The organism is Rhizobium zaerense, from assembly GCF_051810725.1.
In the GTDB taxonomy this organism is placed as follows: domain Bacteria; phylum Pseudomonadota; class Alphaproteobacteria; order Rhizobiales; family Rhizobiaceae; genus Rhizobium; species Rhizobium leguminosarum_I.
The window spans coordinates 2778651-2798737 of record NZ_CM132690.1; the positions used below are offsets into that span (position 1 = coordinate 2778651).

At 62.5% G+C, this 20087-nt stretch carries 18 protein-coding genes; 9 read left to right on the forward strand and 9 right to left on the reverse strand.

Going from position 1 to position 20087, the window contains the following annotated elements:
* Positions 1 to 185 precede the first annotated feature (185 nt).
* Positions 186 to 569: an Hpt domain-containing protein gene (locus ACS4RR_RS13400; protein ID WP_017964526.1), complete on the forward strand. Its 384-nt coding sequence runs from the start codon at positions 186 to 188 to the stop codon at positions 567 to 569.
* Positions 570 to 829: 260 nt separating this feature from the next.
* Complete coding sequence (locus tag ACS4RR_RS13405; RefSeq protein WP_003540151.1) at positions 830 to 1150, forward strand: 2Fe-2S iron-sulfur cluster-binding protein; 321 nt, start codon at positions 830 to 832, stop codon at positions 1148 to 1150.
* A gap of 314 nt (positions 1151 to 1464) precedes the next feature.
* Here the strand turns inward: ACS4RR_RS13405 and ACS4RR_RS13410 are convergent, their stop codons facing one another.
* On the reverse strand, positions 1465 to 2091 hold the full coding sequence (locus ACS4RR_RS13410; RefSeq protein WP_456188895.1) for a DUF922 domain-containing Zn-dependent protease: 627 nt from the start codon (positions 2089 to 2091) through the stop codon (positions 1465 to 1467).
* Positions 2092 to 2192: 101 nt separating this feature from the next.
* Between ACS4RR_RS13410 and folP the strand changes: the two genes are divergently transcribed.
* Genes folP through folK form a run of 3 tightly spaced genes read left to right on the forward strand, consistent with a single transcriptional unit; the run spans position 2193 to position 3935 of the window.
* Positions 2193 to 3062, forward strand: coding sequence for a dihydropteroate synthase (gene folP / locus ACS4RR_RS13415; protein WP_260110949.1), 870 nt, complete (start codon positions 2193 to 2195; stop codon positions 3060 to 3062).
* Positions 3059 to 3424 carry a dihydroneopterin aldolase gene (folB, locus tag ACS4RR_RS13420; RefSeq protein ID WP_017964523.1) on the forward strand — a complete coding sequence of 122 codons (366 nt, stop codon included), beginning with the start codon at positions 3059 to 3061 and terminating at the stop codon, positions 3422 to 3424. The genes folP and folB overlap by 4 nt, the downstream gene beginning before the upstream one ends.
* Complete coding sequence (folK, locus tag ACS4RR_RS13425) at positions 3417 to 3935, forward strand: 2-amino-4-hydroxy-6-hydroxymethyldihydropteridine diphosphokinase (RefSeq protein WP_017964522.1); 519 nt, start codon at positions 3417 to 3419, stop codon at positions 3933 to 3935. Before folB ends, folK begins: the two co-directional genes overlap by 8 nt.
* Positions 3936 to 4004: 69 nt before the next feature.
* Here the strand turns inward: folK and ACS4RR_RS13430 are convergent, their stop codons facing one another.
* The 4 genes from ACS4RR_RS13430 to ACS4RR_RS13445 all read right to left on the reverse strand — a co-directional run bounded on the left by ACS4RR_RS13430 (position 4005) and on the right by ACS4RR_RS13445 (position 7887).
* Positions 4005 to 4556 (reverse strand): hypothetical protein, encoded by a 552-nt coding sequence (locus tag ACS4RR_RS13430; RefSeq protein WP_017964521.1) that lies wholly within the window; start codon positions 4554 to 4556, stop codon positions 4005 to 4007.
* 210 nt (positions 4557 to 4766) lie between these two features.
* The gene (locus tag ACS4RR_RS13435) at positions 4767 to 5879 is read right to left on the reverse strand and encodes a YcjF family protein (protein ID WP_456188896.1); all 1113 of its coding nucleotides are present in this window, start codon (positions 5877 to 5879) and stop codon (positions 4767 to 4769) included.
* Positions 5842 to 7317 carry a YcjX family GTP-binding protein gene (locus ACS4RR_RS13440; RefSeq protein WP_260110947.1) on the reverse strand — a complete coding sequence of 492 codons (1476 nt, stop codon included), beginning with the start codon at positions 7315 to 7317 and terminating at the stop codon, positions 5842 to 5844. The genes ACS4RR_RS13435 and ACS4RR_RS13440 overlap by 38 nt, the downstream gene beginning before the upstream one ends.
* A 75-nt stretch (positions 7318 to 7392) precedes the next feature.
* On the reverse strand, positions 7393 to 7887 hold the full coding sequence (locus ACS4RR_RS13445) for a SixA phosphatase family protein (protein ID WP_170255780.1): 495 nt from the start codon (positions 7885 to 7887) through the stop codon (positions 7393 to 7395).
* A 276-nt stretch (positions 7888 to 8163) separates the two neighbouring features.
* Between ACS4RR_RS13445 and dksA the strand changes: the two genes are divergently transcribed.
* Positions 8164 to 8583, forward strand: coding sequence for an RNA polymerase-binding protein DksA (gene dksA / locus ACS4RR_RS13450; protein ID WP_017964517.1), 420 nt, complete (start codon positions 8164 to 8166; stop codon positions 8581 to 8583).
* Between the two features lie 141 nt (positions 8584 to 8724).
* On the opposite strand, the gene ACS4RR_RS13455 is transcribed toward dksA, so the two are convergent.
* Complete coding sequence (locus tag ACS4RR_RS13455) at positions 8725 to 9360, reverse strand: DUF1062 domain-containing protein (protein WP_260110946.1); 636 nt, start codon at positions 9358 to 9360, stop codon at positions 8725 to 8727.
* 382 nt (positions 9361 to 9742) lie between these two features.
* Entirely contained in the window at positions 9743 to 10813 is a 1071-nt protein-coding gene (locus ACS4RR_RS13460; protein ID WP_456188897.1) for a flagellar biosynthetic protein FliO, read from the reverse strand.
* A gap of 298 nt (positions 10814 to 11111) precedes the next feature.
* Between ACS4RR_RS13460 and cckA the strand changes: the two genes are divergently transcribed.
* Positions 11112 to 13715 (forward strand): cell cycle histidine kinase CckA, encoded by a 2604-nt coding sequence (gene cckA, locus ACS4RR_RS13465; protein ID WP_260110944.1) that lies wholly within the window; start codon positions 11112 to 11114, stop codon positions 13713 to 13715.
* A gap of 265 nt (positions 13716 to 13980) precedes the next feature.
* On the opposite strand, the gene ACS4RR_RS13470 is transcribed toward cckA, so the two are convergent.
* The gene (locus tag ACS4RR_RS13470) at positions 13981 to 14907 is read right to left on the reverse strand and encodes a pseudouridine-5'-phosphate glycosidase (RefSeq protein WP_456188898.1); all 927 of its coding nucleotides are present in this window, start codon (positions 14905 to 14907) and stop codon (positions 13981 to 13983) included.
* A gap of 86 nt (positions 14908 to 14993) precedes the next feature.
* Positions 14994 to 15938, reverse strand: coding sequence for a carbohydrate kinase family protein (locus tag ACS4RR_RS13475; RefSeq protein WP_260110942.1), 945 nt, complete (start codon positions 15936 to 15938; stop codon positions 14994 to 14996).
* Between the two features lie 229 nt (positions 15939 to 16167).
* Between ACS4RR_RS13475 and recA the strand changes: the two genes are divergently transcribed.
* Both recA and alaS read left to right on the forward strand, forming a co-directional pair.
* Positions 16168 to 17256, forward strand: coding sequence for a recombinase RecA (recA, locus tag ACS4RR_RS13480; protein WP_003568997.1), 1089 nt, complete (start codon positions 16168 to 16170; stop codon positions 17254 to 17256).
* A gap of 154 nt (positions 17257 to 17410) precedes the next feature.
* The gene (gene alaS, locus ACS4RR_RS13485) at positions 17411 to 20065 is read left to right on the forward strand and encodes an alanine--tRNA ligase (protein WP_260110941.1); all 2655 of its coding nucleotides are present in this window, start codon (positions 17411 to 17413) and stop codon (positions 20063 to 20065) included.
* The last annotated feature ends 22 nt before the right edge of the window (positions 20066 to 20087 follow it).

Genomic DNA, 20087 nt, shown 5'->3' on the forward strand with positions numbered 1-20087 from the left:
GTTAACCCGTTGTTAACATCTTTGAATCCGAGGCATCGCTTAAAAACCAATAATTTAGGGATATTTAACGGACGTTAACCATATGGCGAGATTTCCGCCCTGAATGTGCCCGAATTTAACGTGATGGCCACTCTCCGGACGCAGAACTGTTGCAACTGCGGACGATAGAGACGGGAGAATTGGCAATGGCAGCCCAGATGGCAGCATTGAACATCGTATTCGAGGCGCCGGATAATGCAAAGGGACCGTGTCCTTCGAAGGTCCGGCCGATCGATCTGGTCCATCTCGCTAAGCAGACGATGGGCGACAAGACGTTGGAAATCGAAGTCCTTCAGATGTTTGCGCGCCAGGCCCGTGCCTGCCTCCAGGATATTGCAAGCGGCGAAACCATCCGTATTGGCGCAGCCGCGCACCGGCTGAAAGGTGCGGCAAGCTCCGTCGGCGCGTTCCGCGTGTCGCAGACGGCGGAAGCCGTCGAGGAAACCGGCGGTGATGCCGGCGCGACGGCAGCGCTCGGCGCTGCCGTTATCGACGCCGAGAATTTCATCCTGAAGCTCTGCCGCGGCTGATCTCTAGGTCTTCACCGACGCATGTCGCTGTGCCAAAACCGCCGCATATTTTTGGGCGATATGCATGAGGTACCGTTCGAACGAGGCCCGTTGTTCCATTGCGGAACCACGGGTCTTTTTGCGACGTCCCTGATGACGCTTTGAAGACGGCGGGCGAAGGCCCGATCTGCGAGGCTGTCGCGGATTTCCCAATGTTGACTGACGCGTCGAATTGTCGGAAGAAAATCCGCCCATCCACCTGAAGACCGGAAATAGTTCTGATGCCCAAACTTACCATCGTCGCCTTCGACGGCACGCGCTTCGACCTCGACGTCGACCAAGGCTCCACCGTGATGGAGAATGCCGTGCGCAATTCGGTGCCCGGCATCGAGGCCGAATGCGGCGGCGCCTGCGCCTGCGCGACCTGTCATGTCTATGTCGACGAGGAGTGGACGGAGAAGGTCGGCCAGCCGGAAGCGATGGAAGAGGACATGCTCGACTTCGCCTTCGATGTACGCCCGACCTCGCGGCTGTCCTGCCAGATCCGGATGAAGGCCGTCTATGACGGGCTCGTGGTGCACGTGCCGGAACGCCAGGCCTGAAGCGCAGCGCTTCAAACGTCGCCGAAAAATTCGATATCAAAAAAGACGCCTCGCGCGCTAGAGCGAGCGAGGCGAGGCGGGCGCATTACCTACGGATGAGGGAGGAACATCCGCGGCTTCGGAACGCGCCAGGAGAACCCAGCGATGAAAGTGCAGATGCCGTACCTGAACTTTCGAATGTGTTCATATTAATGCGTTCCGGTTGAGTCTGCCAGGATGAAAAATGACCATTCAATCGCTGGGGAGGGTGCAAGTTTCGCACAAGTTTCGTTGTGCAGCTAAGGTTTTCCGCTCGCAACAAGACTGAAAAAGCCTTATTTTGCGCTGGCTCGACCATTGATTCGATTGTTCAGCAACCTCAACATGCGCTTCTGAAAATTGACCGCCTCGACCCGGTCGAATCGCGCCTGCTGCCGGTCGTGCTCCTCTATACCGCGAGCTGATTCGCCGGAGACGAGTTCCTGCATGGCTTCGCAGCTGCGCTGCTGCGGCAGCGCCCGGATGGCGCGCTCCATGGCGCGGGCCTGATCACGGGCGATCTCGGCATGGCGCTCCTCGTGGCGCTTGATATCGCTCGACAGAGCGTCCCAGATCATCGACAGCTCCTTGCTGGCGCCCTTGCGGCTGCTCCAGCGCGGCAGGATGATCTGGGTGTGAACCGTGACCTTGACGCTGCCGACGCGGCAGCGCCCGTTATCCTGAATGTAGGTTGCCTCGCCGCCGAAGCGGATCTTCGTGGCGCCGGGATGACGCGCCGAAGAAGCGCTCGCTGTCGGCCCGCGCCGGCTGAGTTCGCGGTCGAGCTCATCCGCGGTTTTGCCGCGAATGTCGAAATAAGAATAGCTTTTCGATGCGATCACTTCGGCTGCCACGGGGCTGCAGAGGGAAAGAGCAATGGAAAAGGCGATAGGAAGGACCATATAACGCACTGCAAGCGGCATTCTGAACGCAACCCGTGTTGAAATCGACGGGAGCTTGGGGCATAGCCACCACAAGCGCAATATCGGATGGCGCTTTTTTCGTCTCCAATGGGATAAGTCTGGTGACAGGGCTCGAAGGCAGATTGTGGCGTGTCGGCCATGGCCGAGAGATCGAACTCGGCCGTCGTTCGATGATCATGGCGATCATCAACGTGACGCCGGACTCCTTCTCCGACGGCGGACGCTTTGAAACCGTCGATGCAGCAGTCGAACAGGCGTTGCGGGCGGTGAGCGAGGGTGCCGGGATTGTCGATATCGGCGGTGAATCGACCCGGCCGAACGCAGCAACCGTCAGCCCTTCCGAGGAGCAGGCGCGCGTGCTGCCCGTCATAGAGGCGCTGCGCGGCCGCACCAAGGCGCTGATTTCCATCGACACCTATCGCGCCGAGACGGCGCGGCTGGCAATCAGTGCCGGCGCCCACATCGTCAACGACGTCTTCGGGCTGCAGAAGGAGCCCGATATCGCCGATATAGCCGCGGTGACCGGAGCCGGACTCTGTATCATGCACACCGGTCGCGACAGGGTAAAACTTGTCGATGTGATCGCCGACCAAGTGCATTTCCTCGAGCGGTCGCTTGCGATCGCCGCTTCGTCAGGCGTCAACAGCGATCGCATCGTGCTCGATCCGGGCTTCGGCTTCGCCAAGGAGACTGCGGAAGAAAACCTGGAACTGATGGCGCGGTTTTCCGAACTTTCCCGCTTCGGTCTGCCGCTGCTCGCCGGTACGTCGCGCAAACGTTTCCTCGGCGCGGTGACGGGGCGTGAGGCACAGGACAGGGATGCAGCGACGGCTGCGACCAGCGCACTGCTCAGACTTCAAGGGGCTGCGGTTTTCCGCGTGCACAATGTCGCAATCAACAGGGATGCGCTTGATATCGCCGATGCTATGCTCAATGCGCGCCAGGAATTCGAGAGGAAGCGGCCGACATGACCACCTACACGATTACGCTGCAGAACTGCGCCTTCTTCGCGCGCCACGGCGTGCATGACGAGGAGGAATTCCTTGGTCAGCGCTTCTTCGTCGATGCCGAGCTCGATGTCGTCGCCGGCGAGGCGCTGGAAAGCGATTCGATCAACGATACCGTCAATTACGGTGTCGCCTTCACCGTGATCGAGCAGATCGTCACGGGCAAACGGCGCTACCTGATCGAAGCACTGGCGCTCGACATCGCCAAGGGGCTCTGCGAGACATTCCCGCAGGTGCGGCGGGCGAAGATCACGGTGCGCAAGCCGAACGCGCCGGTCCCTGGCGTGCTCGATTTCGTGCAGGTGAGCGTTGAGCATTTTGCCTGAGGCCGCACTGCAATCCGCCACACTCGGTCTCGGCGGCAATATCGGCGATCCCGTAAAGGCGATGGCGGCGGCGCTGCAGAGGCTGGACGGACGGGACGACTGTCGGGTTACGGCGGTCTCGCGGCTCTATCGCACGCCGCCCTGGGGCAAGACGGACCAATCCTTCTTCTTCAACGCCTGCGCCGCCGTCGAGACCAGGCTGGCGCCTGAGGCTTTGCTCGATGTCTGCCTGTCGATCGAACGCGAAATGAAACGCGAGCGCATCGAGCGCTGGGGGCCGCGCACGCTCGATATCGACGTGCTGACCTATGGCGATGTGGTCCAGGACGCGCCGCGGCTGGAACTGCCGCATCCGCGCATGACCGATCGCGGTTTCGTGCTGATGCCGCTTGCCGATATAGCGCCGGGTCTGCTCGTGAGGGGCAGGGCGGTGAGTGAGTGGTTGTCGGATGCGGAGGTGACCGGAATCGAGGTCGCAGACGATAGTCGCGACTGGTGGCTGAGCGCCTGAAGCAAGGGGACCTGAAACGCAAAACGGCGGGAAACCCGCCGCTTCAGGAAAATCCGCTGTGGGATTTGCCTACTCGATGGAACCGACGGCCATCTCGTCGACCTGGCGGGTCAGCGTCAGGCCGATGACCGGCACCATCTGACTTTCGACCTTGACCGAAACGGTGACGTTCATCGTCTTGTCGTCGCGCACGCGGGCGATCATTGCGCCATTCAGCTTGGCGCGGTTGATGCCGACGACGACGGTATCCTCGGAGACGGCGCCGGAGACGACGTCAAGGCCCTTGCCGGCGGCGCCGTCGAGGAACTTGCCCTTGTAGGTCGAGCCCGACTGCGAGATGACGGCGGTCATCGGCTGCTTGAAGACGCCGACGCGGCAGGTGCCGTCGAGTTTGATGCCGGCGCTGCTGTCGCCTGTGGGCTCACCGATCAGGTTGCAGGTGAATTTCGTGCCCTTATATTTGCCGGCGACGATTTCGCCGGGGCCCTTCCATGAGCCGGCGACGGAATCGAAGAAGGCCTTGTCACGGGTTGCAGCAGTGGCTGCCGGAGCGACATCTGCGACGGGAGACAATGCCGCGGCGGCCAAGCCGCATACGATGAGAAACTTGCGCGAATACATGGATTTTCCTTGGCAAACACCACTCACGAACTGGCTGCAAGTTTTGCCGAAGAATGGTTAATCCTTCCTTTCAATTGTGCCGAAATACGAGGCAGCGTACGGCTTTCGTGCGGCATCGATTTTAAACTCCCGTCACTACATTATTGAATCTGTTGAAACTTCTCTGGCATTACGCAAGGGGAGTCGAAAGCTGCGGAATCGCTGTTTCGTTCAAGGATTGTTGCCGCGCGGCGACATGGACGGGGTGAGATCGCCGATGAAATCACCGATTCCCGGCCGCTTCAGGGCGCGGAAGGCGAGCGGACGACAGAGATCCATCGCAGCGATTCCGATGCGGGCGGTCATCAGGCCGTTGATGACGCCTTCGCCCAGCCGCGCTGAGAGCTTGGAGGCCAGTCCATGGCCGAGCACCTGCTGCACCAGGTTATCGCCGACGGCGATCGAGCCGGTGACGGCCAGATGCGCCAGCACGTCGCGCAGCAGGCGGAACATGCCGAGCGTGCCGGGACGGCCGCCGTAAAGCTCGGCCATGGCGCGAATGAGGCGCACGGCCTCATAGAGCACGTAGAGCAGGTCGACCACGGCGCGCGGGCTGACGGCGGTGACGATCGAGACGCGCTTGGAGGCATTGACGATCAGGGCGCGGGCCTTGCGGTCGAGCGGAGCGAGCAGTTCGCGCTCGGCCAGCGCGATCAGATGCGGGGGATCGATGACCTCGCCCTCGGTCGCCTTCAGCGTCGCACGGCCCTTCGATGTCTCGGGATTTGCCGAGAGCAGCGCAGTCAGCTGGGCGACGACGGCGCGCGCCTTGGCCGGCCGCGTCTCGATGATCGCCGCCTCGGCTTCGGCCTTGATCTTCTGGACGGCGGTAAGGCGCATCATGCCGATGGTTTCGCGGATGGCGAGGGCGAGTACGGCGAGAATGCCGACCGCCAGCACGGCAAGGGCCGCATAACCCAGCCAGTCGGCGCGGGTGAAGAGATCGCGGATCAGGCTATCGGTCCAGAGGCCGATGGCGAGCGACAGCAGGATGCCGAAGGCGCCGGCGGCGATCTTGCCGAAGGAGGTCCGCCGCTTGCGCGGCGCTGCAACGGGGACCGCGCTCAGATCCTTGTCGGGATTGAGGAAGGGATCGTCCTCATCAGGCGTCACGACGATATGCTCCGAGAAGCTTTCCGGCTTGCGCCGCTCACCTCCTTGCCGGCCGTTGTCACGCCGCTCGGTGGCTTCGTCCTCATAGCTGAAGGCGGCGGGCGCGCGGCGCGGCGGATCGGACGGGGCTTGCTCATGCGAGACGGTCTCCGAACAGAAACTGCATGGCACGGTCGAGGCGAATATGCGGCACCGACAGCTTGATGCCGCCGCCGGTTTCCTCAAGATGCGGCGGGCGGAACCTGACGACATTGACATCGGGCAGCTGCACACCGGTTACACGCGAGGCGATGAGGTCGAACAGGCTTTCCGGATCCTCCGGCAGGTCGCCGGGAAAGATCGCGGTCTTTCTCTGGCCGTCAAAGCGCTCGCCGGCAATGGCTTCGCCCTCCATCGGCGTGCCGACGATGACCGGCAGTTCATGGCCGTCACGCTTGACGGTCGCCTCGCGGGTGGCCCGCACGGAGGCAAGCGCCATGACGTCGATGCCGGCGCCGGCGATGCCGATGCGGTCGATGGCGCGGTCCACCAGGCGGCGGGTCAGCGCGTCGAGCCGGTCGTGGCTTTCATGGTGGAGATGATCGGCCTTGGTGGCGGCAACCAGTACGCGGTCGATGCGCCGCCCGAGCAGGGAGGAGAGCAGCGAATTGGTGCCGGGGCGGAAGCAGGCAAGCACATCGGTCAGCGCGCGCTCCAAATCCTGCACGGCTTCGGGGCCGCGGTTCATCGCCTGCAGCGCATCGACCAGGACGATCTGGCGGTCGAGGCGGGCGAAATGCTCGCGGAAGAAGGGTTTGACGACGACGGATTTATAGGCCTCGTAGCGCCGCTCCATCATCGTCCAGAGCGAACCGCGGCCGGCACGTCCGTCCGGCGGCAGAGCCAGCGGCGCAAAGGTCAATGCCGGCGAGCCGTCGAGATCGCCGGGCAGGAGCAGGCGGCCAGGCGGCAGGGTGGAAAGCGAGCGTTCGTCGGCCTTGCAGGCTTTGAGATAATCGGCAAAAGCGGCGGCGAGGTCGCGGGCGATCATCTCGTCGGCGCCGGCATGGATGTCAGTGGCGCGCGTCAGCGCCAGCCATGGGCGCGACAGCTCGGAGCGGACGCCGGTTTCGGCAAGTGCCAACGTTTCCTCGCTGAAGGTGCGGTAATTCTTGCCGAGCAGCGGCAGGTCGAGCAACCATTCGCCGGGATAATCGACGATATCGATCGACAGGCGGCCGGGCGAAAACAACCGGTTCCAGCCGCTGGCGCTCTGATAATCCAGCGTGATGCGCAGCTCGGAGATGGCGCGGGTCGAATCCGGCCAGATACGGTCCTTCACCAGCGCGCGGATATGGTCCTCGTACTGGAAGCGCGGCACGGCATCATCCGGCTGCGGTTCCAGCCGCACCGCCGAGACGCGGCCGGATTGGACCGGCTCGAACAGCGGCAGTCGGCCGCCATGCAGCAGATTGTGAACCAATGAGGAGATGAAGACCGTCTTGCCGGAGCGGGAGAGCCCGGTAACGCCGAGGCGCACGGTCGGATTGACGAGGCCGCTCGCCCGGTCGGCGAGATTATCGAAGGCGATGCGGGCGTCATCGGCAAAGGATGTCAGTCGTGGCGGCAAGGCGCGATTCCGGTTGGTGACTGACGGCAATATAGGAAGGGCGCGCCGCCCGCGAAAGAAGCGGCGCGAAAGTCTTCAGACGACCACGAAATCGGTGAGGCGCCAGACTGCGGCGGAAGCGTCGTAATCGACGACGGCAAGGCCTGCCGTCGGGAAGCCGCCGGGAAGGGCGCCTGCCATAGCCTCGTGACCGATCAGCGCCTCCAGCGCCTGCTCCATTGTCGGATTGTGGCCGACCAGCATGACAGCAGCCTCGTCCTGCGAATCGATGATCTCGAGATAGTTGTCGACCGTGGCGTTATAGAGCGCGTCGACATAACGAACTTCGAGCGTAAGGCCCATCGCCCGGTACACCGCATCGGCGGTATCGCGACAGCGCAGCGCCGTAGAACTGATCAGAAGATCGGGACGGTAGCCCTTGTCGGCGGTCTTATCGGCGATGATTTCGGCATCGCCGAAGCCCTTTTCGTTGAGCGGCCGGTCGAAATCGCGCTGCCCGGGTTCGGCCCCGGCGGCCTCGGCGTGACGCAGCAGATAGACGCGGTTGGGCGGAGGCAGGGGTACGGTCATGGGAAAATCCAACATCCAGCGGGCCTTTTCAGTAGCGGTTGCAATCGGCCGGCGTCAACCGTCAGCGCTGCTCCAGCTGCCCAAAACGCGGCCGATAACACGGCGTTTTGAAGGCGAAGCAAAAAACGCAGGCCCGAATAATGATGAGAAAATAGTCTGTTAGCCGAAAACTGTGACAGATTTAAAAATCTGTTTACCTGTCGTATTTGGCTTGAATCGCGGCTAGCGCTTGGGATATACACCCCGCCAGATGAGATGTTCTTCAGGAGAATCGCGTTGAGTGAGAAGATCGATCTTAGCAATTACGTTCCCTCGGAAGAGGAAGAGTTCATGAACGTAAACCAGCGTGCCTATTTCAGGGCCAAGCTGGTTGCATGGAGAAATGATATCCTTAGAGAAGCGCGCGAGACACTCGACCATCTGGCCGAGGAAAGCGCAAACCATCCTGATCTCGCTGACCGAGCGTCGTCGGAAACAGATCGGGCGATCGAACTTCGCGCCCGTGACCGGCAGCGAAAGCTGATTTCCAAAATCGATGCGGCACTGCAGCGCATCGAAGACGGCACCTACGGCTATTGCGAGGAAACCGGCGAACCGATCGGCCTCAAGCGCCTCGACGCCCGCCCGATCGCGACACTGTCGATCGAGGCGCAGGAGCGTCACGAACGCCGCGAAAAAGTCTATCGCGACGAATGAGAGTTTTCATGCAGGCATGAGAGCAGAATAGGCGCCGCGATCGGATCGCGGCGCTTTTTCGTTTATCCATTGTCCCGCGTGTTGGAGAACAAGCCGCAAAGGTCCCGAGATTCGAGCCTTTGTGGCGGCGGGTTTTGACGACTACAGCGGATCTCCCGACGCCAGAGGCTTCCACGATTGCTCTCGGTCAGCTTCCGTGGCGAGGTCAATCAACACCAGGGTGCCATTCCTGATCCGCCGCCGCATGACGTCTGCTCGATCAGGATCTGTCCGAACCATGCCTTCATCGTGAAGAGCCTGCAGCCGCGAGCGTGAAATCTTCAGCTCGGACGCCAGCAGGCGGTCAAGGCGTATGCTCGTTGGAAACGGGACCAACAGTTCGATTGTCAATCTCGTCCAATGTGCAGTTTCGCGCTGCATCTCCTTAGCGATTTCAAATTCGACAAATTCGTCCACACGCTTCGATCTGCGTCGGAGAGCATCGAGGTTGAAGGTTTCTGCCCTGATCCAATCCGGATCGTTGGACTGCAGCGCAGCAAGGACGCCAGGATCGATGTCGCGAACATTCTGGCGCTCGAGGATTGGTCGATTCCATGTCCTTTCACAGGTCAGGCATTTGTAGATAAGCCAAGCGTCAAGCTTGCGACCGTTGGCGTTGAGCCGGATCTTGCCGCTGGATTGGAAAGCTCTCAGGCCTCCGCATCCGCCGCATGCAATCCAAGGCTGGGGAGCTGTCTTGGGAACAACGGTCCATCGGACCCGAAGTGTATTGCACATACCGTCTTGGTCTTCCGTTCGGAAGTCCACCAGGATGGTGCTTGAGAAAACCCCTACGGGCGCGGTGTGGCGATGTTGTGGGCGGCTGAAGAGCTGAGACAGCGGAGCTGCACATGGCACATTGTAACAATGCCAGACCGGTCTCTCGCCACCACCCGATGAACGTGTTCATACGCCGTCAGCGTGTCGCTGTCCGGCAGTACGGGTGAAACTGGAGTGAGACCGGTATTTACTTAGGCAAAGTATGACCTCGACGCGCCAATGCTCTTCAACCGAAGCGATAACAAATTATCAGCACAAGATGGAGCCCCCTGACACATCGGGAACTGAAAGTCGCCGCATTGCGGCTTTTATGCAACTTGAAGCCGGACTGCGTTTCCGCTCACTTGTCGCGGTTGACGCTCATCTCGCCGAAGATGCGGGCGACTTCCTTTTGCAGATCGGTATCGGCGCCGGTGATCGGGGCCATTTCCGGATCGCGGCGCGGCAGGTTTCCGGGTTGCGGCGCTCCGTGCCGGGGCGCCTGGTTTGCCGGCGCCGGCACGATGCGTTCAGCCGTCAGATTGTTCGACATTTCCTGTTCCAGCACCCGCTGGAAATCAAGACGGCTCGCTGCTGCCGACTGCGTAGCCGAATCGTCTTCGGCGCTACCAGGTGCGGCGCGTGCGGCCGCCGGCATCTCCTGGACAGGCGGGGCGGAGACCTCGGGTTCGATGCGGTGCTGCGGCAGCACGCGCTGACGGGCGGCTTCGAGGATCTCGGCGGCACTTGAGGTATCGTGGAACGGTGCGGGCTGCGCCGCTGGGGGAGCGGCGGGACGCTCCGGCGGGCGCGGCTGGGGCGGGGCAGCACGCAGAGGATTGTCGCGTTCGGCCGACAGCGGAGCAGTCACCGGCTCTGCCGGAAGAGGGCTCGTGACCACCGGCGGTGCCACGGCCGGCTGGACAGGCGGTTGGGTCGACGGCTCTGGGCGCGGGCGCGGCTCTGGCGAAGCCGGCGCAGCGAAAGAGGGCTCGGCGGCGGGCTCGACGCGGGCTGCGACCGGTGGGCGCGGTGGCGAAACCGGTGGCGTTTCCTGTGGCATTTCCGGCGGCGCGACGGATATCGGCCGCTGCTCGACGGGTTGCGGGCGGCTGGCGCCGTCCGGCTGTTCGGCCGCTGCCGGCAGGATACGGCTTTCGATGACGATATCGCTCGGGCCGCCGATCATGATCAGGTGCTCGACGTCGTCGCGGCGCACCAGCACCAGCCGGCGACGGGCATCGACGGCTGCGGCATCCAGCACCTGCAGGCGCGGCTGGCGATTGCGGCCGCCGCGCACGAAGGGCGAGGGCGCCCGGCTGCGGATCACCCAGAGCACGATGATGAGCACGAGAAGCGCCAGACCGACGCCACCGGCCGCAAGCAGGAAACGGCTGCCATAAGCTCCGACAACATCATCCAACATAGTCACTTACTCCATTTCGCATTCGGCACATATTGACGACTTTTCCGTTCCTTAGGCAAGGGCCGCCGGTGCTGTCCAGTCACGGGAGAACGCGATTTCGTGTTCCGCTGCTTGGCACCCGGCGACCTTGCGCACGGGTGGCAGCGTTGGCTTCCGGGGCAGATGGCGCTGTTGCCTGTGAATTCAAGCAGTCTTGCCGGCTAGCGGTGTTTTTGCCGACGCGGCAAATTGCTAAGAAGGAAAGAGTGCCTGATTCCTGCTTCGTGTTCGTGCTACGAAGCAGGAGGGCTTATGTGAGGAATATATGACGAAACCGCGTCAGGCCGACGACTATAACGCACCGCTTGTGGATCGTGGGGGGCGTTCTGGCACGGTCTTGCGCATTCTTCTGCTGGCGCTCGTGCTGATCGCGGCTGCCGGCGCCTTCGTTTTCTTCAAAAAATCGCTCGACAACGAGGTCGTGCTTGGCGGTCTCGGCGTGCTCGCCATGGTCGGCATCTTCTTCCTGGTATCCTCGGTCATCGGCTTCATCGAGGTGATGCCGCAGCGCCAATCCGACAGCCTGGCGCGCGCTTTCCTCAACAGCCATCCCGATGGTACACTGATCACCGACGAAAAGGGCCGGATCATCTATGCCAATGCCGCCTATGGCGCGCTGACCGGCGCGCGCAAGGCGACCGAGGTGCAGACGCTGGAAACGTTGCTGTCGCGCCACCGCGAATCCAACGAGGCGCTCTACAGGCTGGTCAACGGCCTGCGCGAGGGCAAGGAAGGCCGGGAGGAATTTCGCCTGCTGCGCGCCGTCGGGCCTGGCGGCAACAGCTCCGGCGCGCATTGGTACCGGCTGAAGGCGCGGCTGCTGCGGCCGGAGGAGAACGGCGGCAAACCGCTGCAGATCTGGCAGATCACCGACATCACCACTGAGCGCGACGACCAGGAGCGCTTCTTCAAGGAATTGCAGAACGCGATCGATTATCTCGACCACGCGCCGGCCGGCTTCTTTTCCGCCGGCAGGAAGGGTGAGATCTTCTACCTGAATGCGACGCTTGCCGAATGGCTGGGCCTTGACCTCACCAAATTCGTACCGGGCTCGATGACGATCGGCGACGTCGTGGCGGGCGAGGGACTGGCGCTGATCCAGTCGGTGCAGGCCGAACCGGGTCTCAAGAAGACCGTGACGCTCGATCTCGACCTGCGCAAGAGCAACGGCCAGAGCCTGCCGGTGCAGATCGTCCATAGCGTCACCTCGATGCGCGACGGCGCGCCCGGCGAAAGCCGGACGATCGTTTTGGCGCGTGAAAAGAGCGATGCCGCCGGCCAGTCCGCTTCGGCCGCCGCCATGCGCTTCACGCGCTTCTTCAACAATACGCCGATGGCGATCGCCTCGGTCGACGGCAACGGGCGCATCTTGCGGACCAATGCGCCGTTCCTGAAGATGTTCTCCGCCGTGGTTTCGCGCGATGATCTCGAAAAGGCGCCGCATCTTGAAACCATCGTGCAGGAGAGCGACCGGCCGCAGCTGGCCGCGGCGCTGGCGGCGGCCAAGGACCGGCAGGGCGACATCGCGCCCCTCGACACCCGCACGCCGACCGACGAGGCGCGCTATTTCCGCTTCTATGTCAATGCCGTCATCGACCAGAGCGACGAGGCGCCCGAGGAGGCGGCGATCGTCTATGCCGTCGAGGTGACCGAGCAGAAGGCGCTGGAAGCGCAGATGGCGCAGACGCAGAAGATGAATGCTGTGGGAACGCTTGCCGGCGGCATCGCGCATGATTTCAACAACGTGCTGACGGCGATCCTGCTTTCCGCCGACCACCTGTTGCTGCAGGCGCGGCCGGCCGATGCCAGCTTTGCAGACCTGATAGAGATCAAGCGCAACGCCAACCGCGCCGCCGTGCTGGTGCGCCAGCTGCTCGCCTTCTCGCGCAAGCAGACGATGCGGCCTTCAGTGCTGAACCTCACCGATGTCGTCGGCGACTTGCGCATGCTGGTCGACCGGCTGCTTTCCGGCACCAATGTCAAGCTCGACGTGCAATATGGCCGCGACCTCTGGCCTGTCAAAACAGACCTTTCGCAGTTCGAGCAGGTGCTGATCAATCTCTGCGTCAATGCCCGCGACGCAATGCCCGACGGCGGCACGCTGACACTCCGCACCCGTAATCTGACCGCCGCCGAGGTCTCGGCTTTCAACTATTCCTACATGCCGGCCGAGGACATGGTGCTGGTCGAAGTCGCCGATAACGGCACCGGCATCGCGCCTGAGATCATGGACAAGATCTTCGAGCCCTTCTTCACCACCAAGGATGTCGGCAAGGGCACGGGACTTGGCCTCGCCATGGTCTACGGCATCGTCAAACAGTCGGGGGGCTATATCCAGCCGGAATCCGAAGTCGGCAAGGGGACAACCTTCCGCGTCTTCCTGCCGCGCCACATCCCGGAGCCGGCAGTGGCGGCAGAAGCGGGTTCGATCGACGGCGCCATCGCCGGGGCCGACGTGGTGCCGCTGCCGGTGTCGCCGCAGCAGCCGGAAGACCTGACCGGATCGGCCGTCATCCTTCTCGTCGAAGACGAGGAGGCGGTGCGCCGCGGCGGCAAACGCATGCTGGAAACGCGCGGCTATACCGTGCACGAGGCGGGCTCGGGCGTCGAGGCGCTGGCCATCTTGGAAGAACTCGACGGCAAGGTCGACATCGTCGTCTCCGACGTCGTCATGCCCGAAATGGACGGCCCGACGCTGCTGCGCGAGCTGCGCAAGACCTATCCCGACATGAAGTTCATCTTCGTCTCGGGTTATGCCGAAGATGCCTTCGCCCGCAATCTGCCGCCGGAGGCGAAATTCGGATTTTTGCCGAAGCCGTTTTCACTGAAGCAGCTAGCTGTTGTGGTCAAGGAGACGTTGGACGGGTGAGGGGCGGTGGGCGTCGGAGGGCACGTTGTGCCGTGCCGCACCCCCCTCTGCCCTGCCGGGCATCTCCCCCACAAGGAGGGAGATCGGCTGGGCGCGCCGGCTTCCCCAAGCAAATATTCATTGCAGCTCGGCGAGACGTTGATGTGATGCGAAGATCTCGCAGCTTGTCGTCTCCCCACTTGTGGGGGAGATGCCCGGCAGGGCAGAGGGGGCTTACACGGCATGCCCGTTTTGAAGGCGATGCTGGCCCCAGCCCCATCACCGCTCATTCACCCAGCGCCACCGCAATCTCAGCCGCAAGCCGCGCATTATTCTCAATCAACGCAATATTGGTCTTGAGGCTCTGGCCGTCGGTCAGGTCGAAAATGGTCGAGAGCAGATAGGGTGTGACCGCCTTGCCGGTCACTTCGTCGCGTTCGGCGCTATCAAGCGCCCGCTCGATATAGATATCCATCTCCTCGCGCGCGATCTCGTCGGCCTCCGGCACGGGGTTGGCAACGAGCATGCCGCCGTCGACGCCGAGCTGCTCGCGCACCGTCTGGAAATTGGCGATGGCGGCCGGGCTGTTCAGCGACAGCGGGCTGCCGATGCCCGAGGAGCGCGACCAGAAGGCGGGGAATTCCTCGCTCTCATAGGTGACGACAGGCACGCCGCGGGTTTCCAGCACTTCCAGCGTCTTCGGAATGTCGAGGATCGCCTTGGCGCCGGCACAGACGACGATGACGCCGGTGCGGGCGAGTTCCTCGAGATCTGCTGATATATCGAAGCTTTCCTCGGCGCCGCGATGCACGCCGCCGATGCCGCCTGTGGCAAAGACGCGGATGCCGGCGCGCGCCGCCGCGATCATCGTCGCCGCAACTGTGGTGGCGCCGGTGCGGCGCTCGGCGATGGCGAAGGCGAGATCGGCGCGCGACACCTTCATCACTTCGGTCGCCTTGGCGAGTTGCTCCAGTTCTCCGGCTTCAAGGCCAATATGCAGCGTGCCGTGAATGACGGCGATCGTTGCCGGCACCGCACCCTGTTCGCGGATGATCGCCTCGACGCTGCGGGCCATCTCGATATTGCCGGGATATGGCATGCCGTGGGTAATGATCGTCGATTCCAGTGCCACCAGTGGCGCGCCGCGCTGCTTGGCGCTGGCGACTTCCTTCGAATAGGCGATCGGCAGAAGAGGGGAGATGGGCTTGGTCATGGTCTTGTCCTGTGATCGACAGAGCATGATGTCGAGGTGCGAGCGGTTTTCGGACGACATCATGCTCAACTATTTAATTGGCCGCTTCAATGCAGAATTCTGACCTTCGGAACAAGGGCAAGCGCCTCATTCAGCAGATCGGGCGTCAGATTTTCGTTGACGGCATGCCGCGACTGGACGGTCAGGGTGGCGGCTGCGGTGCCGTGACGAACGGCTTCTTCGAGCGGCAGGCCTGATATCAAGGCGGCGAGCGTGCCGGCCGCAAGACTGTCGCCGGCACCCGTGACATCGGCGACGGTGTCGGCGATCGGCGGCTGCAGTGTTACGGCGCGGCCCTCGCAAAGTGCGACGAGCTCGCGCTGACCGCGAGTAACGACGGCGTTCCGGACGCCGATCTCGTTCAGCAAAGGTGGCCAGCCGGCGGCGTCTTCCGGCAGTGCACCGGCAAGGGCGGCGGCTTCAGCCTCATTCAGGAACAGGTAGTCGATATTCCTGATGCAGGGTTTCAGCCTGACGACCTTGGCCGGCGAGATGGCGATTGCCGCAACGGGCTTGCCTAGCGAATGCGCCTTTGCGACGATCGCCGCGACCGTCTCTTCCGGCAGGTTGGCGTCGAAGAGGATGAAATCATGCGCGGCGAAGGCCTCTCGCACCCAGCGGATGGAGAGACGCCGCGGCACGAAGAAGCGGTAAAGATCCATGTCGGCAAGGGCGATCACCAGATTGCCGTCCTTCTCTATGATCGCCGTGTAGCTCGGCGTCTTGCGGTCGAGGAAGACGAAGGGCCGGTCGTCGATGCCGGCGAAATCGGCAGCTTCTCCGACCGTCTCGCCCATCGGATCGCCGCCGCGCGGCGAGATCATAGTCACCTGAAAACCGAGCCTTGAGAGGTTGCGCGCCGCATTGAAGCCGCCGCCGCCCGGCTCCTCGAACCATGTGCCGGGATTGCTGGCGCCAGGCGCCGTCTCGCCGGAGATGCGGCCGCGCCGGTCGATATGGGCGCCGCCGAGAACAAGAATCTTTTTCTTCATCCGATCCGCTCTCCCGATGCCCGAAGGACGAATCGATACAGCGCGCCCTTCCGCGGCCGAGTCGGCATTTCTGGCCTAAGCCGTTGCTTTTTATCGATAAAACAAATGCAGAACACGTGTCGTTTTACCTTTTTCTTTCAACTGTTTGATCGCCTATTGCGAGAATGGAACAAATGGAGTACAAACTCGACATTGCTAGAGCGGCTTCAATAACCTAAAGGTGGATGGGATGTCTCAGAATTCATTGCGGCTGGTAGAGGACAAATCGGTGGACAAAAGCAAGGCGCTTGAAGCGGCACTCTCACAGATAGAGCGGTCGTTCGGCAAGGGCTCGATCATGAAGCTCGGCTCCAACGAGAACGTTGTCGAGATCGAGACGATCTCGACCGGCTCGCTTGGCCTCGATATCGCGCTCGGCGTCGGTGGCCTGCCGAGGGGCCGCATCATCGAAATCTACGGACCGGAAAGCTCCGGTAAGACGACGCTTGCACTGCAGACGATTGCCGAAGCGCAGAAGAAGGGCGGCATCTGCGCCTTCGTCGATGCCGAACATGCGCTCGATCCCGTCTATGCCCGCAAGCTTGGCGTCGACCTGCAGAACCTGCTGATCTCGCAGCCCGATACCGGCGAGCAGGCGCTCGAAATCACCGATACGCTGGTGCGCTCCGGCGCGGTCGACGTTCTCGTCGTCGACTCCGTCGCGGCCCTGACGCCGCGCGCCGAAATCGAAGGCGAGATGGGCGACAGCCTTCCCGGCCTGCAGGCACGACTGATGAGCCAGGCGCTGCGCAAGCTCACCGCTTCGATCTCGAAGTCGAACACCATGGTGATCTTCATCAACCAGATCCGCATGAAGATCGGCGTCATGTTCGGTTCGCCGGAAACGACGACGGGCGGCAATGCGCTGAAATTCTATGCCTCCGTGCGCCTCGACATCCGGCGCATCGGCGCGGTCAAGGAGCGCGAAGAGGTGATCGGCAACCAGACCCGCGTCAAGGTCGTCAAGAACAAGATGGCGCCGCCCTTCAAGCAGGTCGAGTTCGACATCATGTACGGCGAGGGTGTTTCCAAGACCGGCGAACTGGTCGATCTCGGCGTCAAGGCCGGCATCGTCGAAAAGTCGGGCGCCTGGTTCTCCTATAACAGCCAGCGCCTCGGCCAGGGCCGCGAAAACGCCAAGACCTTCCTGCGCGACAATCCGGATCTCGCCCGCGAGATTGAACTGTCGCTGCGTCAGAATGCCGGCCTGATTGCCGACCGCTTCCTGCAGAATGGCGGACCGGACCCGGATGATGGCGACTCCGCCGCGGAAATGTGATTTTCACGCTCGGTTCTTTCAAACATCAAAGCCGGCCGCATTCCCTGATGAGAATGCGGCCGGCTTTGTTTGTCTGCTGGACAGTGGCGGAGGCGAACGTTAAAAGCCGATGGATTTGTATTTACCTGCCTCCGGCAGCATTGAAGGGCATAGCATGAGCGGCGTGAACGATATCCGGTCGACCTTCCTCGACTATTTCAAGAAGAACGGCCACGAGATCGTTCCGTCGAGCCCGCTCGTGCCGCGCAACGACCCGACGCTGATGTTCACCAATGCCGGCATGGTGCAGTTCAAGAACGTCTTCACCGGCCTCGAAAAGCGTCCCTATTCGACGGCGACGTCTTCGCAGAAATGCGTGCGAGCCGGCGGCAAGCACAACGACCTAGACAATGTCGGCTATACTGCACGCCACCTGACCTTCTTCGAGATGCTCGGCAACTTCTCCTTCGGCGACTATTTCAAGGAGAATGCGATCGAGCTTGCCTGGAAGCTCGTCACCGAAGGCTTCGACCTTCCGAAGAACCGCCTGCTGGTGACCGTCTATTCCGAGGACGAAGAAGCTGCGACGCTGTGGAAGAAGATCGCCGGCTTTTCCGACGACAAGATCATCCGCATCCCGACATCCGACAATTTCTGGCAGATGGGCGATACCGGCCCCTGCGGCCCGTGCTCGGAAATCTTCATCGACCAGGGTGAGAATGTTTGGGGCGGCCCTCCGGGCTCCCCGGAGGAAGATGGCGACCGGTTCCTGGAGTTCTGGAACCTCGTCTTCATGCAGTTCGAGCAGACCGAACCCGGCGTTCGCAACCCGCTGCCCCGCCCGTCGATCGATACGGGCATGGGCCTGGAGCGTATGGCCGCCGTTCTGCAGGGCGTTCAGAGCGTGTTCGACACCGATCTCTTCCGCACGTTGATCGGCACCATCGAGGACACGATGGGCGTCAAGGCGGAAGGCAGCGCCAGCCACCGCGTCATCGCCGACCACCTACGTTCCTCGGCCTTCCTGATCGCCGATGGCGTGCTTCCGTCGAATGAGGGCCGTGGTTATGTACTGCGCCGCATCATGCGCCGCGCCATGCGCCATGCACAGCTGCTCGGCGCCAAGGAACCGCTGGTCTACAAGCTGCTGCCGACGCTGGTGCAGCAGATGGGCCGCGCCTATCCGGAACTGGTGCGCGCCGAGGCGTTGATCTCGGAAACGCTGAAGCTGGAGGAAAACCGCTTCCGCAAGACGTTGGAACGCGGCCTGTCGCTTCTGTCGGACGCGACGACGGATCTTTCCAAGGGCGACATGCTGGATGGTGAGACCGCCTTCAAGCTCTACGATACCTATGGCTTCCCGCTCGATCTGACACAGGATGCACTGCGTGCCCGTGAGATCGGCGTCGACATTTCCGGCTTCACCGATGCGATGCAGCGCCAGAAGGCCGAAGCCCGCTCGCATTGGGCCGGTTCCGGCGAGAAGGCGACGGAAACCGTCTGGTTCGAGCTTAGGGAAAAACACGGTGCAACCGAATTCCTGGGCTACGACACTGAAACGGCTGAAGGCGTCGTGCAGGCGATCGTCAAAGAAGGCGCGGTTTCGACCGAGGCCAAGGCCGGCGACAAGGTCCAAATCGTCGTCAACCAGACGCCGTTCTACGGCGAATCCGGCGGACAGATGGGTGATACCGGCGTGATCTCGTCCGACCACGGCAAGATCGAGATTTCAGATACGCAGAAGAGGGGCGAAGGCCTGTTCGTGCATCAGGGTACTGTCGTCGACGGTGTGGTCAGGGACGGCGACGCCGTCGTGCTGACGGTCGATCATGCCCGCCGGTCGCGGCTGCGCGCCAACCACTCTGCGACCCACCTGCTGCATGAGGCGCTGCGCGAAGTGCTCGGTACTCATGTGGCGCAGAAGGGTTCGCTGGTGGCGCCCGAGCGCCTGCGTTTCGACGTTTCGCATCCGAAGCCGATGTCGGCCGAGGAACTGAAGATCGTCGAGGACATGGCAAACGAGATCGTGCTGCAGAATTCGCCGGTTACCACGAGGCTAATGAGCGTCGACGATGCGATCGCCGAAGGCGCGATGGCGCTGTTCGGCGAGAAATACGGCGACGAGGTCCGTGTCGTTGCGATGGGCGAGGGCGTGCGCGGCGCCAAGGCCGGCAAGCCCTATTCGATCGAACTCTGCGGCGGCACGCATGTCGGGGCCACCGGCCAGATCGGCCTGATCCGCGTTCTCGGCGAAAGCGCCGTCGGCGCCGGCGTCCGTCGCATCGAGGCCGTCACCGGCGAGTCGGCACGCGAATATCTGGCCGAACAGGACGAACGCGTGAAGGCGCTCGCCGCCTCGCTGAAGGTGCAGCCCGGCGAAGTGCTGTCGCGTGTCGAAGCGCTGATGGACGAGCGCCGCAAGCTCGAAAAGGAACTGGCTGACGCCAAGCGCAAGCTCGCCATGGGTGGCGGGCAGGGCGGCTCGGTCGATGCCGTGCGCGAAGTCGCCGGCATCAAGTTCCTCGGCAAGGCGATTTCGGGCGTCGATCCCAAGGATTTGAAAGGTCTTGCCGATGACGGCAAGACCAGCATCGGATCGGGCGTCGTCACGCTGATCGGCGTTTCCGACGACGGCAAGGCAAGTGCCGTCGTCGCGGTAACGCCGGATCTGGTGCAGCGCTACAGCGCCGTCGATCTCGTCCGCATCGCCTCGGCCGCCCTCGGCGGCAAGGGTGGCGGCGGCCGCCCGGACATGGCGCAGGCCGGCGGCCCCGACGGCTCGAAGGCCGACGAAGCGATCGAGGCGGTTGCCGTGGCACTTGCCGGCTGAACTGCCGGTTCACCAGTGATTT